This is a genomic window from Salipiger abyssi (assembly GCF_001975705.1).
GTDB classification, from domain to species: Bacteria; Pseudomonadota; Alphaproteobacteria; order Rhodobacterales; family Rhodobacteraceae; genus Salipiger; species Salipiger abyssi.
The window spans coordinates 520,714-535,386 of the sequence record NZ_CP015093.1 but is presented as its reverse complement, the minus strand read 5'-3'; the positions used below and the strand labels follow the sequence as shown (position 1 = coordinate 535,386).

13 protein-coding genes are annotated in these 14,673 nt (G+C 67.5%); 6 read left to right on the top strand and 7 right to left on the bottom strand.

Annotated features, from left to right (window positions below):
• Positions 1-9: 9 nt before the first annotated feature.
• The 7 genes from ptsP to Ga0080574_RS06135 form a co-directional block, all read right to left on the bottom strand.
• Positions 10-2,244 carry a phosphoenolpyruvate--protein phosphotransferase gene (gene ptsP, locus Ga0080574_RS06165; protein WP_076696133.1) on the bottom strand — a complete coding sequence of 745 codons (2,235 nt, stop codon included), beginning with the start codon at positions 2,242-2,244 and terminating at the stop codon, positions 10-12.
• Between the two features lie 48 nt (positions 2,245-2,292).
• The gene (locus tag Ga0080574_RS06160; RefSeq protein ID WP_076696131.1) at positions 2,293-3,531 is read right to left on the bottom strand and encodes an aspartate kinase; all 1,239 of its coding nucleotides are present in this window, start codon (positions 3,529-3,531) and stop codon (positions 2,293-2,295) included.
• A gap of 135 nt (positions 3,532-3,666) precedes the next feature.
• Positions 3,667-4,125 carry an SgcJ/EcaC family oxidoreductase gene (locus Ga0080574_RS06155; RefSeq protein WP_076696129.1) on the bottom strand — a complete coding sequence of 153 codons (459 nt, stop codon included), beginning with the start codon at positions 4,123-4,125 and terminating at the stop codon, positions 3,667-3,669.
• Positions 4,103-4,747, bottom strand: coding sequence for an SDR family oxidoreductase (locus tag Ga0080574_RS06150; protein WP_076696126.1), 645 nt, complete (start codon positions 4,745-4,747; stop codon positions 4,103-4,105). Before Ga0080574_RS06150 ends, Ga0080574_RS06155 begins: the two co-directional genes overlap by 23 nt.
• Positions 4,747-5,175 carry a DUF1178 family protein gene (locus tag Ga0080574_RS06145; RefSeq protein ID WP_076696124.1) on the bottom strand — a complete coding sequence of 143 codons (429 nt, stop codon included), beginning with the start codon at positions 5,173-5,175 and terminating at the stop codon, positions 4,747-4,749. Before Ga0080574_RS06145 ends, Ga0080574_RS06150 begins: the two co-directional genes overlap by 1 nt.
• A gap of 83 nt (positions 5,176-5,258) precedes the next feature.
• Positions 5,259-6,464, bottom strand: a complete 1,206-nt coding sequence (locus tag Ga0080574_RS06140) for a 3-deoxy-D-manno-octulosonic acid transferase (RefSeq protein ID WP_076696122.1) — start codon at positions 6,462-6,464, stop codon at positions 5,259-5,261.
• A 79-nt stretch (positions 6,465-6,543) separates the two neighbouring features.
• Complete coding sequence (locus Ga0080574_RS06135) at positions 6,544-7,128, bottom strand: HNH endonuclease (RefSeq protein ID WP_076696120.1); 585 nt, start codon at positions 7,126-7,128, stop codon at positions 6,544-6,546.
• 926 nt (positions 7,129-8,054) lie between these two features.
• Between Ga0080574_RS06135 and mraZ the strand changes: the two genes are divergently transcribed.
• From mraZ to Ga0080574_RS06105, 6 genes are read left to right on the top strand one after another with little or no spacing between them, the layout of a single operon-like run.
• On the top strand, positions 8,055-8,567 hold the full coding sequence (gene mraZ, locus Ga0080574_RS06130) for a division/cell wall cluster transcriptional repressor MraZ (RefSeq protein WP_076696117.1): 513 nt from the start codon (positions 8,055-8,057) through the stop codon (positions 8,565-8,567).
• Positions 8,568-9,560, top strand: coding sequence for a 16S rRNA (cytosine(1402)-N(4))-methyltransferase RsmH (rsmH, locus tag Ga0080574_RS06125; RefSeq protein WP_076696114.1), 993 nt, complete (start codon positions 8,568-8,570; stop codon positions 9,558-9,560).
• Complete coding sequence (ftsL, locus tag Ga0080574_RS06120; protein WP_076696112.1) at positions 9,560-9,904, top strand: cell division protein FtsL; 345 nt, start codon at positions 9,560-9,562, stop codon at positions 9,902-9,904. Before rsmH ends, ftsL begins: the two co-directional genes overlap by 1 nt.
• Positions 9,901-11,694 (top strand): peptidoglycan D,D-transpeptidase FtsI family protein, encoded by a 1,794-nt coding sequence (locus Ga0080574_RS06115; protein ID WP_076696110.1) that lies wholly within the window; start codon positions 9,901-9,903, stop codon positions 11,692-11,694. The genes ftsL and Ga0080574_RS06115 overlap by 4 nt, the downstream gene beginning before the upstream one ends.
• A gap of 54 nt (positions 11,695-11,748) precedes the next feature.
• Complete coding sequence (locus tag Ga0080574_RS06110; RefSeq protein ID WP_076696108.1) at positions 11,749-13,230, top strand: UDP-N-acetylmuramoyl-L-alanyl-D-glutamate--2,6-diaminopimelate ligase; 1,482 nt, start codon at positions 11,749-11,751, stop codon at positions 13,228-13,230.
• Positions 13,227-14,660: a UDP-N-acetylmuramoyl-tripeptide--D-alanyl-D-alanine ligase gene (locus tag Ga0080574_RS06105; RefSeq protein ID WP_076696107.1), complete on the top strand. Its 1,434-nt coding sequence runs from the start codon at positions 13,227-13,229 to the stop codon at positions 14,658-14,660. The genes Ga0080574_RS06110 and Ga0080574_RS06105 overlap by 4 nt, the downstream gene beginning before the upstream one ends.
• The last annotated feature ends 13 nt before the right edge of the window (positions 14,661-14,673 follow it).

Here is a 14,673-nt window from a genome sequence, read left to right as displayed (position 1 = left end):
CCACCGTGTTCAGCCGTTCCAGCGCAGGTAATCCAGCACCGACTCGCGCACCGACTGCTCGCCGCGTTCGCGCGCATCGCAGATCACATCGTAGAGCGCATCGAGATCGGTGCGCATGATCAGGCTCTTCACCGGGCCGATGGAGGCCGGGCGCATCGACAGCTTGTGCAGCCCGATGGCGGCGAGACACACCGCCTCGATGGGTCGCCCGGCATCCTCGCCGCAGAAGCTCAGCGCCGTGCCGGTCTCGGAGCAGCGCTGCACGATGCCTTCGAGGAAGGTAAGGAAGCTCACGTTCAGCGTGTCGTAGCGCCGGCGCACGCGCTCGTTCTCGCGGTCGGCGGCAAAGAAGAACTGCTTGAGATCGTTGCCGCCGATGGAGATGAAGGCCACGTCCTCGAAGAATTTCTTCGACGCATAGGCGAGGCTCGGCGTCTCCAGCATGGTGCCGATGGTGATGGTCTCGGGCACCTTGTGGCCGAGCTTGCGCTCGATGGCGAGCGCCTTGTCGACCTCGGTGCGGGCGGCGCGGAATTCCTCGTATTGCGCGACGAAGGGGAACATCACCGATAGCGGCCGCCCCTCGGAGGCGCGCAGCAGCGCCTGGATCTGCATCCGCATCACGCCCGGCTTGTCGAGCCCGACGCGGATCGCCCGCCAGCCGAGCGCCGGGTTGGGCTCGTCATTGGGCTTCATATAGGGCAGCACCTTGTCCGAGCCGATATCGAGCGTGCGGAAGATCACCGGCTTGTCGCCGGCGGAATCCATCACCCGCTTGTAGACCTCGACTAGCTCGGTGCGGCGCGGCATCTGGTTGCGGATGAGGAATTGCAGCTCGGTGCGGAACAGCCCGACGCCCTCGGCACCCGAGCTCGGCAGCGACGGCAGATCGGCCAGAAGCCCCGCATTCATGAACAGGTTGATCTGCTTGCCGCAGATCGACATGGCCGGTTTCTGGCGGATCGAGGCATAGCGTTCCTGCGCCTGCGCCTGCATCGCGATCTTGTCGCGGAAGGCGCTGACGACGCTTTCGTCGGGACGCAGATGCACCAGCCCCTGGTCGCCGTCGACCATGATGTGATCTCCGTTCAGTGCCTCGGTCAGCACCCGGTCGGCGCGGATCACCAGCGGAATCGCCAGCGCGCGGGCGACGATGGCGGCGTGGCTGCCGACCGAGCCCTCCTCCAGCACGATGCCCCTGAGCCGCCGCCCGTAATCGAGCAGCTCGCCGGGGCCGATATTGCGGGCGATTAGGATCGGATCGGCGGGCATCTCGGCGCCGGTCTCACTGCCCTGACCGGTGAGGATGCGCAGCAGCCGGTTCGACAGGTCGTCGAGATCGTGCAGCCGCTCGCGCAGATAGGCGTCGGTGACCTGGCCCATGCGGGCGCGGGCGGCGGATTGCTCCTTTTCCACCGCTGCCTCGGCGGAGAGGCCGCGGTCGATATCCTCTTCCATGCGCTTCCGCCAGCCCTTGGAATTGGCGAACATGCGGTAGGCTTCGAGCACTTCGAGCTGCTCGCCGCTGGCGCCTGCAAGCATCTCGTCGACGCTGACCCGCAGTTTCTCCACGGCGGTTTTCAGCCGCTCGCGCTCGCGTTTGGGATCGTCGCTAACCAGGTTGGTCACCACGACTCGCGGCTCGTGCAGCCAGACATGGCCCTCGGCGGTGCCCTCCTGGCCGGTGATGCCCCGGATCATCGCCGCCTGGGTATGGCGCGCCTTCAGCGCCGCGCCCTCGCCGATGAAGGCGCCGAGCTCGGCCATCTCGGCCAGCACCATGGCGACGACCTCAAGTGCGTAGATCTCGTCGGAGGTGAATTCGCGCTTGGCCTTGGTCTGCACCACCAGCACGCCGAGCTTTTCGCCCAGCCGCTGGATCGGCAGGCCGAGGAAGCTGGAGAAGATCTCCTCGCCGGTCTCGGGCATGTAGCGGAAGCCGCGCTCGGAGGGCGCGTCGGCGGTGTTGACCATCTTGCCGGTGCGCGCCACGCGGCCCACCAGGCCCTCGCCGAGTTTCATCCTCGTGTGGTGCACCGCCTCCTGCTTGAGCCCCTCGGTGGCGCAGAGCTCGAGCGTGTCCTCGTCGCGGAAGAGGTAGACGGAGCACACTTCGGTGCCCATCGAATCCGCCGTCAGATGCGTGATCTTGTCCAGCCGCGCCTGACCCGCGGCCTCTTCGGCCATGGTGTCGCGCAGCCGGCCAAGCAGCTTGCGGCTTTCGCTTTCCGAGCCATCCGGCATATCGGTCAGACCTGTCCCCGTCCCAGCGAAAAGCCGGCCCGGGTCACCTCAGGCCGCCTTCTCCAGTTCGAACGCATCATGCAGCGCCTGAACCGCGAGTTCCATGTATTTCCGGTCGACGAGAACGGAAATTTTTATCTCGGAGGTTGTGATGACCTTAATGTTGATACCCTCTTGCGAGAGAACCTCGAACATTTTCGCCGCAACGCCGGTGTGAGAGCGCATTCCGATTCCCACAACCGAGATCTTGGCGACATTGGTGTCGGCCAGCAGGTTGTGGAAATTGATCTCGCCCGAGTCCTGCGCCTTCTTCAGCGCTTCCTCGGCCCGTTTCACCTGATTGGTGGGGCAGGAGAAGGTCATGTCGGTGCGGCCATCCTCGGAGATGTTCTGAACGATCATGTCCACGTTGATCCCCGCTTCGGAGAGCGGGCTGAAGATGGCGGCGGCGATGCCGGGGCGGTCGGCGACCGAGAACAGAGTCATCTTGGCCTCGTCGCGCGAATGGGCGACCCCGGAAACAACGTTCAGTTCCATGATTTCCTCCTCGTCGCAGACCAGCGTCCCGGCCTCGTCCGACTGTTCCTCAAAACTCGACAGCACCCGCAGCTTGACCTTGTAGCGCATCGCCAGCTCGACCGAGCGGGTTTGCAGCACCTTGGCGCCGAGGCTGGCAAGTTCCAGCATCTCTTCAAAGGCGATCTTGTCGAGCTTGCGGGCGTTTTCGCAGATGCGCGGGTCGGTGGTATAGACCCCGTCCACATCGGTGTAGATATCGCAGCGCTCGGCGTCAAAGGCGGCGGCAAAGGCCACGGCGGTGGTGTCCGAGCCGCCCCGGCCGAGCGTGGTGATCCGGCCCTCGGGCGAGATCCCCTGGAAGCCGGCGACCACGGCGACCTTCATGCCCTCGCCGAACTTGCGGGTGATGTTGTCGGTCGGGATGTCGACGATGCGCGCGGCGCTGTGGGCGGAGGTGGTCATCAGCGGCACCTGCCAGCCCTGCCAGCTGCGCGCCGGCACGTCCATCTCCTGAAGCGTCAGCGCCATCAGCCCGGCGGTGACATTCTCGCCCGAGCTGACCACGGCGTCGTATTCGCGCGCGTCGAAGAGCGGTGAGGTTTCCTCGACATAGCCGACGAGCTTGTTGGTCTCGCCCGACATGGCGCTGACGATGACGATGACGTCATAGCCCTTGGCCACCTCGACGCCCACGCGTTTCGCCGCCCGCCGGATCCGGTCGAGCGTCGCGACGGAGGTGCCGCCGAATTTCATCACGAGAACGGGCATGAGGCTTCCCCGGGGTGGTCGTTGAATCAGCCGCGGTTTACGCCGGGGGGGCGGTTCGCGCAAGAGGCGGCGGGCGGCAGCGCCCGGCGGCACGGTCTGTTTTTCGAGTATTTGCAGAAAGATGAAAGAGCGGGCTCAGCGGGGGCGGTAATCGGCGGCGCGAAGCGTGCCGTCATTCACATGGGTTTCCATGCCGGGCACCACATCGGTGTTCTGCGCGGTCACCGCGCGCCAGCCCTCGGGGCCATCTTGCAGCACGAAGAGCAGGATGGTCTGGCGTGGCCCGGCGGTGCCGCCCCCGGGCAGGCGCTGGCCGGTCAGGGTGAAGCGGCAGCGCAGCACGGCGATGTCCTCGCCCAGACGCCGCACGGCGATGCGGCCCGGGCGCAGTTCGGTCTCGGCGAAGAAGCTTTTCAGCGCGTAGTCATGCGGGGCGGCGATGCGGTCGCGTCCCGTCCACCAAAGCCCGGTGACATTGACGAAATCCGCGTCCTCGGTGAAAAGCGCGGCGATCTCGGTGCCCTCGCGCGTCGCCCAGGCACGGGCGAAGGCGGCGGGGAACTCTTCGGGCTCAGAAGGCCAGCGGTTCGCCATCATAGGCCTCAAAGCAGCCGGTATTGCCGGGCCCCAGTGCGTCCAGCCGGTCGGCGAGACCGTTTGCCGAGACGTCGGGCGTGATCGCGGCGCCGCTGCCGCCCATGTCGGTCTGTACCCAGCCCGGGTGATAGATGCCAACCGAGATGCCGAGATGTTTGAGATCGACCGAGAGGTTGCGCCCGAGATTGAGCGCGGCGGCCTTGGATGCACGGTAGATATAACTGCCGCCGGGGGCGCGGGCGTCCGAGCCCATATCCGAGGAGATGATCATGATCCGGGGCGCCTCGGCCTGCTGGAGATGCGGCAGCAGCGCCTGCACGGTGAGGAACACGCCGGTGACGTTCACCGCGAATTCATCGGCCCACATCTGCGCCGGGAAACCATCGGCGAGGTTGTGCCCCTTGTCGAGATAGACGCCGGCATTGCAGATCAGCGCATCCAGCGGCTGGCCTTCGAGCCGCTCGGCCAGCGCCGCGACGGAGGCGGGGCTGGTGACGTCGAGCTCCTGGTATTCCGGGTGGCCGCGGGCGGTGCCGATGACGGTGTGGCCGCGGGCGCTGAGCGCGCTGTCGAGCGCGGCGCCGATGCCGCGATTGGCGCCGGTGATCAGGATGCGCATCAGTTGCTCTTTCTGGAGGGACGGAAGGGCAGGGGCGCGACGGGAATGCCGTCTTCGACCAGTTTGCGCGCCTCGTCGCCTCGGGCCTCGCCCCAGATCGCGCGTTTGGGCTGGTCGCCCTCATGCATGGCGCGGGCCTCGCGGGCGAAATCGCGCCCGACATAATCGGAGGTCTTCTCGATCTCTGTGCGCAGCTCGCGCAGCGCCTGTTCGGCGGGCGAGGCGGGGGCGGAGAGCGGCGCGGTGTCGGCGGGTTTCTCGGCGCCGGCATTCACGCGGGGCGCCATCAGCTCCTTCTCGACCTCGGAGGAGCCGCAGACGGCGCAGGTCACCATGCCGGCGGCATGCAGCTTGTCGAAAGCGCTCGCGGACTGGAACCAGCTGTCGAAGTGGTGATCCTGCGCGCATTTGAGGGAATACTGGATCATGGTCGTTCACCCGTAAGTGTCCCTTATGACCTAAGCCTTTGGCGGGAAAGTTCAAGCGGAACGGATCGTCCGGCGAGCGGCGCTCAGGTGTCCAGCCGTTGCGTGATGCCGGCGGCCAGCGTCTGCGCATCGGCCTGCGGGCGCAGCGCCGCCTGCGCCGCCGCGCCGTGGGTCTGCTGGGCGGTCTCGGCGGCAAGCGCGTTGAGCGCCCGGGCCAGCTCTTCGGTGTTGCGCACCTGCGTCGCGGCGCCTTGCGCGTGCAGCCGGTCGAAGCCGGGGCGGTGTTTGGCGAAATCCGGGCCGTGCAGCAGGGCGGCGCCATAGGCGGCGGGCTCGTAGGGGGTGTGGCCGCCGACATCGCTCAGCGTCCCGCCGATGAGGATGCGCCCGGCCAGCGGGTAGAGCAGCCCCATCTCGCCCATGGTGTCGGCGAGATAGACATCGGCGCCCTCGGGGGCGTCGCCGGCGCTGCGGCGGGCAACGCTCAGCCCGGCATCGGCGATCAGGCGCAGCACCGCTTCGGCGCGGCGGGGATGGCGCGGAGCGAGGATCAGCCGCAGGTCTGGCTCGGCCTCGCGCGCCAGGGCATGGGCGGCGAGCACGATTTCCTCCTCGCCCTCATGGGTCGAGGCGGCGAGCCAGGTCTTGCCGCGCGCGAAGGCCGCCGTCAGCGCCGGGTCGCGCCGCGTCTCGGGCGTGTAGAGCGCCTTCAGGTCGACCACCGGGCCGGTGGCGGCCTCGGGCAGCCCGACGGCGCAGTAGCGCGTCCGCGAGCCCGCGTCCTGCGGCGAGAGCCAGGCGATGCGGCGCAGCAGCCGCGATTGCAGCCCGCCGAAGAGGCGCCAGACCCGCGCGGTGCTTTCGGTCAGCCGCCCGCCCATGACAAAGACCGGGCCGGGGCAGGTGAGCACCCGGTGCGGCCAGAGCTCGGATTCCATCGCGATATGGCCGCGCACGTCCCAGCGCCGGTGCATGCGCCGCGCCACCCGCGCCAGATCGAGCGGTGCCAGCCGGGCGGCGAGCCCCCAGCCTTGCGCCAGCGCGACGCCGGTGGCGGAGTTGCAGGTGATCAACAGCTTGAGGTCGGGGCGGGCGGCTTGCAGCGCGGCGATCAGCGGCCTTGCCGAGGCCAGTTCGCCATTCGAGGCGGCGTGCAGCCACAGATGCGGGCCGGGCTCGGCGGGACCGCGCGCCAGCCGCTGGCGCAGCGCGTCACGGTCGCGCCGCAGCGCCAGCCGGGCGAGCACACCCAGCGCAAAGACCGAAACCAGCAGGCGATAGAGCAGCATGACACCCTTTCCCGGCGCGCCGAGGCGCCCGGCAGCGGCTTAGGCCGGGCAGGGCGGCGAGGCAAGCCCCGGGCCGGGCTCAGGCCTCCAGCTCGGCATCCCAGTAGAGGAAATCGAGCCAACTGTCGTGCAGGTGGTTGGGCGGGAACTTGCGCCCGACATTCATCAGCTCCGACGCGCCGGGCTGGCGCGGGATCTTGCGCAGCGACATGTTCGCCTTGCGCAGCGATTTCGAGCCCTTCCGCAGGTTGCAGGGCGCACAGGCGGCGACCACGTTTTCCCAGCTGGTGATGCCGCCCGAGGCGCGGGGCACGACATGATCGAAGGTCAGCTCGCCCTTGGATCCGCAATACTGGCAGCGGAATTCATCCCTCAGAAAAAGATTAAAGCGCGTGAAGGCCACGCGCTTTCTCGGTTTGACGTAATCTTTCAGCACCACCACGCTGGGTATCTTCAGCGTCATCGAGGGGCTTCGGACCTCCTCGTCATATTCGGCGATGATGTCGACCCTGTCGAGGAAGGCCGCCTTCACCGCCTCCTGCCAGGGCCAGAGCGATAGCGGATAGTAGGAAAGCGGTCGATAATCCGCGTTCAGCACCAGCGCCGGGTGTTGTTTGAGCGCTGATGGTTCTCTTACGAAATGCGTTCTGAAGTCGCCGTCCATGGAATGACTCGTTCCCTGCCCTGTCTGCCCGTCTAGAAGCACCAGAGCGGGACGACCCGCCCCAGCTTGAAAACACTATATCTCGCGTTTCACGCCTGGCAAGCCTCGCAAGATGCAGTGGTCGCACCAGAGGTATCGCGGTTTGGTAAAGCTCATATGACAGGCGTTTGGGTCGCTCTGCCGCGCCGGGAGGGGCGTTTCCGCACCCGGGGTCCGCCCCGAGAGAGGCGCGCGGTCTGCATCTCCAGCCGCTGGCGCGCGTCGCGTCGCGGGCCGGCATGGGATGAGATGGGGCATGGGACGGGATGGGATCCGGATATGGGAAATCATGGGCCGGACCGGGCCGCCGACACGCCGCGAGTCGCGAATGCCCTGGGCGACTCGTCGGATTCGCCTTGATTCAGGGGATGGGACGGCATGGGATGGGGTGGTTTTTGCGCGGCCTGTGCTCCATACATCGTCCCTGAAGTAATTTTTTGGGAAATCATGGGCGATTTTTTCCTCACAGCGCCGTTACTATATCTAGCGATGGGCTGGTTCCCGCTCACCACATATCCGTGATCTGAGGTGAAAATTCCCCCAAGATGTTGTTTTCCACAGGGGTTGTGGACAAGATGCAGGGGGTTTTACCCGAAAAAAACCATTGCCTCCCATGAAATCCCATGACATACCTTTTACCACGATGAGGGACGGACAAGGGGCACAACAAAGACCCCGGCAAAACATCCCAAAACAATAAAAGAGCAGGTTCATACAGGCACCCGCCCTTCATCGTGAACAAAGAGATCCGGCGCGCGAGCGAGCAGACATCCCCCCAGGTGGCGCGCGCAGTCGGACTAGCCCGCAAAGCGGGTCAAGGCGGCGGGTTGATCAGTGGCAGCAGATCAACCCGCCGTATTTCGTTTCAGGGGGCGAGAGTAGGGACAGTGAGCCGCAGGCTAAGGTTCAGAGGCGAAAGTCGGCACAAGGTCGACAGCAAGGGCAGGGTGTCCATCCCGGCCTCTTTTCGCCGTGTGCTTGAAGCCGGTGACCCGGACTGGGTCGAGGGGCTGAACCCCAACTTCGTGATCGTCTACGGCGACCAGCGCCGCAAATACCTGGAATGCTACACCATCGACGAGATCGAGGCGGTCGAGGATCGCATCAGCCGCATGAAGCGCGGCTCGAAAAAGCGCCGCATTCTCGAACGGCTGTTCTCCACCCAGTCAATCACCACCAGCGTCGACGAGACCGGCCGCATCGTGCTGCCCGCGAAGCTGCGCGAAAAGATCGGTCTCTCGGGCGAGGCGCAGTTCGCATCCAATGTCGACACGTTCCAGATCTGGGAGCCCGAGGCCTATGAGGCCGATCTGGCCGAGACCGAGGAAGAGCTCGACGAGTTCGACGACGATCCGCTGACGCTGCTCGACGAAGATGACGACGAGGACGAGGAGATCTAGATGGCCCCTGCGGCGGAGCAGAATGACGGCGCGCCGCACGTCCCGGTCCTCCTGCGTCCCTTGCTGGAGGCGGTGGCACCGGTCGGCGGCACCTGGATCGACGGCACCTTTGGCGCCGGCGGCTATGCGCGCGGGTTGCTGGAGGCGGGCGCGGGCAGGGTGATCGGCATCGACCGCGATCCGCTGGCGCATGAGATGGCGGCGGGATGGATCGGCGAATACGGTGACCGGCTGGAGCTGGTCGAGGGCAATTTCGCCGACATGGATCGCTATGCCAGCGACGTCGACGGCGTGGTGCTGGATCTCGGCGTCTCTTCGATGCAGCTCGACCGGGCAGAGCGGGGCTTTTCCTTCCAGAAGGACGGGCCGCTCGACATGCGCATGGAGCAGGCGGGCGAAAGCGCCGCCGATCTGGTCAAGCGGCTGGACGAAACCACGCTGGCGGATGTGCTTTATACCTATGGCGAGGAACGCGCCTCGCGCCGCATCGCGCGGGCCATCGTCAAGGCGCGCGCCGAGGAGCCGATCGATACCACCGCACGGCTGTCCTCGATCGTCGAGGCCTGCCTGCCGCGCCCGAAACCCGGCCAGTCGCATCCGGCGACGCGCAGTTTTCAGGCGCTGCGCATCGCGGTGAACGACGAATACGGCGCGCTCTGGCGCGGGTTGATGGCCGCCGAGCGGGCGTTGAAGCCCGGCGGCTGGCTCTGCGTCGTGACCTTTCATTCGGTCGAGGACCGCATGGTCAAGCGCTTCTTCCAGGCGCGCTCCGGTCGGCTCGGCTCGGTGAGCCGCCACGCGCCGGTGACCGAGACCGAAGAGCCGCGCTTCGAGCTGGTGACGCGCAAGGCGGTGGGGCCGGATGAGGTGGAGTTGCAGGCCAACCCGCGCGCCCGCTCGGCGCGGCTGCGCATCGGGCGCCGTACCGAGGCGGTGCCGGGCGAGATCGGGTCGGCGACTTTGAACATGCCGCAACTGAAGGGGAAGCGCTGATGCGAACGATGCTCTATGTGACCACCTTTCTGGGGCTGATCGGCCTCGCCTTCTGGGCCTATCGCGAAAACTACGACACCCAGGCGGCGCTCGACCATGTTGAGGATCTGCACCGCGACATCGCCGATGCGCGGGCGCGGCTGGCGATCCTCAAGGCGGAATGGGCCTATCTCAACCGCCCCGACCGGCTGCGCGATCTGGCCGAGATCAACTTTCCCCGGCTCGAACTGCTGCCGATGCGGGCCGATCAATATGGCCGCGTCGATCAGGTCGCCTATCCGGTGATACATCCGCTGGTGGTCACCGAGCCCGTCGACGTGACCAGCGCGGGGGCCGGGCAATGACCACGCGCACCCCGCTCCGCCCTCTGGCCCGCATCCTCGACGCCCGCCGCAAGGGCGAGAACCCCGACGCCATCGAACGCGAGAACATCCGCATCCGCCACGAGCAGATGCGCGACCGCGCAAGGGTGCGCGCCGAGGGCCGCCTGCTGGTGCTGGGCGTGCTGTTCTTCATTGCCTTCGGCACCATCGGCGTGCGCATGGGCGTGCTGGCCGGTTCCGAACCCAGCGAGCCGCGCGCCCAGGCCACCGGCGCCTCGATCATCGCCAGCCGCGCCGACATCACCGACCGTCATGGCCGTATCCTCGCCACCAATATGGAGACGCATTCGCTCTACGCGCATCCGCAGCAGATGATCGAACCGCTGCGCGCGGCAAAGGAGCTGAAGGCGATCTTCCCGGATCTCGACGAAGAGCGGATGGTCAAGGATTTCACCGACGATAAGCGCAAGTTTCTCTGGGTGAAGAAGAAAATCAGCCCCGAGCAGATGCAGGCGGTGCACGATATCGGCGAGCCCGGGCTGCTCTTCGGTCCGCGCGAGATGCGGCTTTACCCCAATGGCGCGCTGGCCTCGCATATCCTTGGCGGCGCCAGTTTCGGGCGCGAAGGCGTGCATTCCGCCGAGGTGATCGGCACCGCCGGGATCGAGAAATATTTCGACGCCAAGCTGCGCGATCCGGCCCGCGAGGGGGCGCCGCTGGAGCTTTCCATCGACCTGACCATTCAGGCCGCCACCGAGCGGGTGCTGGATTCGGGCATGCGGCTGATGAACGCCAAGGGCGCGGCCTCGGTGCTGATGGATGTGCATACCGGCGAGGTGATCGCCATCGCCTCGCTGCCCGATTTCGACCCCAACGACCGGCCCCGCCCGCCGACCGAGGGCAGCCCCTCCGACAGCCCGCTGTTCAACCGCGCGGTGCAGGGGGTTTATGAGCTGGGCTCGACCTTCAAGATCTTTGCCGCGGCCCAGGCGATGGAGCTGGGGCTGGTGCGCCCCGACACGGTGATCGACACCCGCCCGCCCTTCAAGGTCGGCGGCCACCGCATCGGCGAGTTCGACGGGCACAATTACGGCGAGATCAGCGTCGAGCAGGTCATCGTGAAGAGCTCCAACCGCGGCACCGGCAAGATCGCGCTGGCCATCGGCATCGAGCGGCAGCAGGAGTTTCTGAAATCGCTGGGCTTTTTCGAGCCGACCGGGCTCGAGATCGTCGAGGCGGCGGGCGGCAAGCCGCTGCTGCCCTCGCGCTGGACCGACCTGTCGTCGGTGACGATCTCCTACGGGCACGGGCTCAGCTCCTCGCCACTGCATCTGGCGGCGGCCTATTCCACCATTGCCAATGGCGGCCATCTGGTCAGCCCGACGCTGCTGAAGCAGCACGGTCCGAAAATCGGGCCGCGTGTGCTCTCGGAACAGGTATCGGCCTCGGCGCGGCAGATGCTGCGCAAGGTGGTGAGCGAGGGCACGGCGAGCTTTGGCGAGGTGCCGGGCTATCACGTCGGCGGCAAGACCGGCACGGCGGACAAGCCCAAGGAGCATGGCGGCGGCTATTACAAGGACAAGGTGATCGCCACCTTTGCCTCGATGTTCCCGGCGCATGATCCGAAATACGTGCTGGTCGTCACGCTCGACGAGCCGGTCGAGACCTCCGGCTCCAAGCCCCGCCGCACCGCCGGCTGGACCGCCGTGCCGGTGGCCGCCGAGATGATCGGCCGGATCGCGCCGCTTCTGGGCTTGCGTCCGGAATACGATATGAGCGACATGACCAATGTGACACTCATCCGGAACTGAGGGCGCGTCGGCGCCGCCGGGTTTGAGTATTTTGGGAAAGATGAAAGGGCTGCCATGAGCGGGGAGAAGAGCCTCTCGGATCTGGGCCTGACCGCGCGGGGCGGGCGCGAGGCGAAGGTGAGCGGCATTTCCGTGGACAGCCGGGCGGTGATGCCGGGGCATCTCTTTGCGGCGATGCCGGGCACCAAGGTGCATGGCGCGCGCTTTGTCGAGACCGCGCTGGCGCAGGGCGCCGTTGCCGTGCTGACCGATGCCGAGGGCGCCGAGATCGCCCGCGACGCGCTGGGCGAGAGCGAGGCGGCGCTGGTGATCGCCGCCGATCCGCGCCAGGCGCTGGCCTATGCCTGCGCGCTGTTCTTCGGCGCGCAGCCCGCCACGATGGTGGCGGTGACCGGCACCAACGGCAAGACCTCCGTCGCTACCTTCGTGCGCCGGCTCTGGCAGGAGCTGGGCTATCGCGCGGTCAATCTGGGCACCACCGGGGTCGAGGGCGACTGGCAGGCGCCGCTGCGCCACACCACGCCCGAGCCCATCACCCTGCACAAGGCGCTGGCCGAGGCGGCGGAGGCCGGTGTCGATCACGCGGCGATGGAGGCGTCGAGCCACGGGCTCGACCAGCGGCGGCTCGACGGGGTGCAGCTCAAGGCGGCGGGGTTCACGAATTTCAGCCAGGATCACCTCGATTACCACGCGGATTTCGAGGAATATTTCGCCGCCAAGGCCGGGCTCTTCGCCCGCGTGCTGCCCGAGGAGGGCATGGCGGTGATCAATATCGACGACGCGCGCGGCATCGACATGCTGGCCATCGCCAAGGCGCGCGGGCAGGAGGTGCTGAGCGTTGGCGAGGCCGAGGGCGCCGATCTGCGCCTCTTGGGCCAGCGCTTCGACGCGACGGGGCAGGAGCTGCGGCTGAGCTGGCACGGCGTGGTGGAGCAGCTGCGGCTGCCGCTGATCGGCGGGTTTCAGGGCTGGAACGCGCTGCTGGCGGCGGGGCTGGTCATCGCCTGCGGCGCCGAGGCCGAGGACGTCTTTCGCGCGCTGCCGAGGCTCGAAACGGTGCGCGGGCGCATGCAGCTTGCGGCGACGCGCAACAATGGCGCGGCGGTCTATGTGGATTTCGCCCATACGCCCGACGCGGTGGCGACCGCCATCCAGGCGCTGCGCCCGCATGTCATGGGCCGGCTCATCGCGATTGTCGGCGCCGGTGGCGACCGCGACGCGCGCAAGCGCCCGCTGATGGGCAAGGCCGCGACGGAACACGCGGATATGGTCATCGTGACCGACGACAACCCGCGCTCCGAGGATCCGGCGTCGATCCGCGCGCAGGTGCTGGAGGGCGCGCCGGGCGCCACCGAGGTGGGCGACCGCGCTGAGGCGATCCTGCGCGGCGTCGATCTGCTGGGGCCGGGCGACGCGCTGCTGGTCTGCGGCAAGGGTCACGAGACCGGGCAGATCGTCGGCGATACGGTTTACCCGTTCGACGATGTGGAACAGGCGAGCGTCGCCGTGGCGGCGCTGGACGGGAGGGGCCTGTGACGCTCTGGACGGCGAAGGAGGCGGCAGAGGCCTGCGGCGGACGCGTCTCGGCGCATTGGGAGGCGACAGGGGTCTCGATCGACACCCGCACGCTGGCGCCGGGCGATCTGTTCGTCGCGCTGAAGGCGGCGCGCGACGGGCACGAGTTCGTGGCGCAGGCGCTGGAGAAGGGCGCTGCCGCCGCGCTGGTGAGCCGCATTCCCGAGGGCGTGGACGAGGACCGGCTGCTGCTGGTCGACGACGTGCAGGCGGGGCTGGAGCGGCTGGGCATCGCGGCGCGGGCGCGCACGCGGGCGCAGGTCGTGGCGGTGACGGGTTCGGTCGGCAAGACCTCGACCAAGGAGATGCTGCGCTGCGTGCTGGGCGCGCAGGGCACCGTGCATGCCGCCGAGAAGAGCTATAACAACCACTGGGGTGTGCCGCTGACGCTGGCGCGGATGCCGCGCGACGTGGATTTCGCGGTGATCGAGATCGGCATGAACCATCCCGGCGAGATCGCGCCGCTGAGCCGCATGGCGCGGCCGCATGTGGCGATGGTGACCATCGTGGCGCCGGCGCATCTGGCCGCCTTCGAGAGCCTGGCGGGCATCGCGCGCGAGAAGGGCGCGATCTTCGAGGGGCTGGAGCCGGGCGGCACTGCGGTGGTGAACGGCGATCTCGAGGTCTCGCCGATCCTGGTGGAGATGGCGGAGGCGCGCTCGGCGCAGGTCATCACCTTTGGCGAGGCGGCGGGCAATCACCACCGCATCACCGAGGTGACCGTGGGCGATGCCACGACCGTGGCGCAGGGCCGGGCCTGGCGCACGCCGATCCTCTTCAAGGTGGCGGTGCCGGGGCGGCATTTCGCGGTGAACGGGCTGGGCGTGCTGGCGGTGGCGCATGCGCTGGGGCTCGACCGGGCGCTGGCGATCACCGCGCTGGGGCAATGGCAGGCGGGTGCGGGCCGGGGCCTGCGCGAGGTGATCCTGCTCGACCCGGTGGAAACCCATCTGACGCTGGAACTGATCGACGACGCCTATAACGCCAACCCCGCCTCGCTGGGCGCGGCGCTGGAGGTGCTGGCCGGCGCCCATCCCAAGGACGGGCTGGGCCGGGTCGCCCATGGCCGCCGCATTGCCTATCTCGGCGATATGAAGGAGCTGGGCCAGGGCGAGCACGATCTGCACCGCGCCGTGGCCGCGCTGCCGGCGATGGGCTGTATCGACACGGTGCATTGCGTCGGTCCGCTGATGCGCGATCTCTGGCAGGCGCTGCCGGATGAGAAGCGCGGCCACTGGACCGAGGACAGCGCCGCCATGGCCGAGCGCGTGCGTCATGATCTCGACGCCGGCGATGTGGTTCTGGTCAAGGGCTCGCTGTCGATGGCGCTGGCGCGCGTGGTTGACGCAATCCGGAAAATGGGACAAGTGCCCGCGGGCGGAAACGGGTGAGAAGGACCGGACG

Coding starts and splice junctions, on each gene's coding strand:
- ptsP (WP_076696133.1), bottom strand. CDS start 2,244: ATGCCGGATGGCTCGGAAAGCGAAAGCCGCAAGCTGCTTGGCCGGCTG.
- Ga0080574_RS06160 (WP_076696131.1), bottom strand. CDS start 3,531: ATGCCCGTTCTCGTGATGAAATTCGGCGGCACCTCCGTCGCGACGCTC.
- Ga0080574_RS06155 (WP_076696129.1), bottom strand. CDS start 4,125: ATGGCGAACCGCTGGCCTTCTGAGCCCGAAGAGTTCCCCGCCGCCTTC.
- Ga0080574_RS06150 (WP_076696126.1), bottom strand. CDS start 4,747: ATGCGCATCCTGATCACCGGCGCCAATCGCGGCATCGGCGCCGCGCTC.
- Ga0080574_RS06145 (WP_076696124.1), bottom strand. CDS start 5,175: ATGATCCAGTATTCCCTCAAATGCGCGCAGGATCACCACTTCGACAGC.
- Ga0080574_RS06140 (WP_076696122.1), bottom strand. CDS start 6,464: ATGCTGCTCTATCGCCTGCTGGTTTCGGTCTTTGCGCTGGGTGTGCTC.
- Ga0080574_RS06135 (WP_076696120.1), bottom strand. CDS start 7,128: ATGGACGGCGACTTCAGAACGCATTTCGTAAGAGAACCATCAGCGCTC.
- rsmH (WP_076696114.1), top strand. CDS start 8,568: ATGGCCCCTGCGGCGGAGCAGAATGACGGCGCGCCGCACGTCCCGGTC.
- ftsL (WP_076696112.1), top strand. CDS start 9,560: ATGCGAACGATGCTCTATGTGACCACCTTTCTGGGGCTGATCGGCCTC.
- Ga0080574_RS06115 (WP_076696110.1), top strand. CDS start 9,901: ATGACCACGCGCACCCCGCTCCGCCCTCTGGCCCGCATCCTCGACGCC.
- Ga0080574_RS06110 (WP_076696108.1), top strand. CDS start 11,749: ATGAGCGGGGAGAAGAGCCTCTCGGATCTGGGCCTGACCGCGCGGGGC.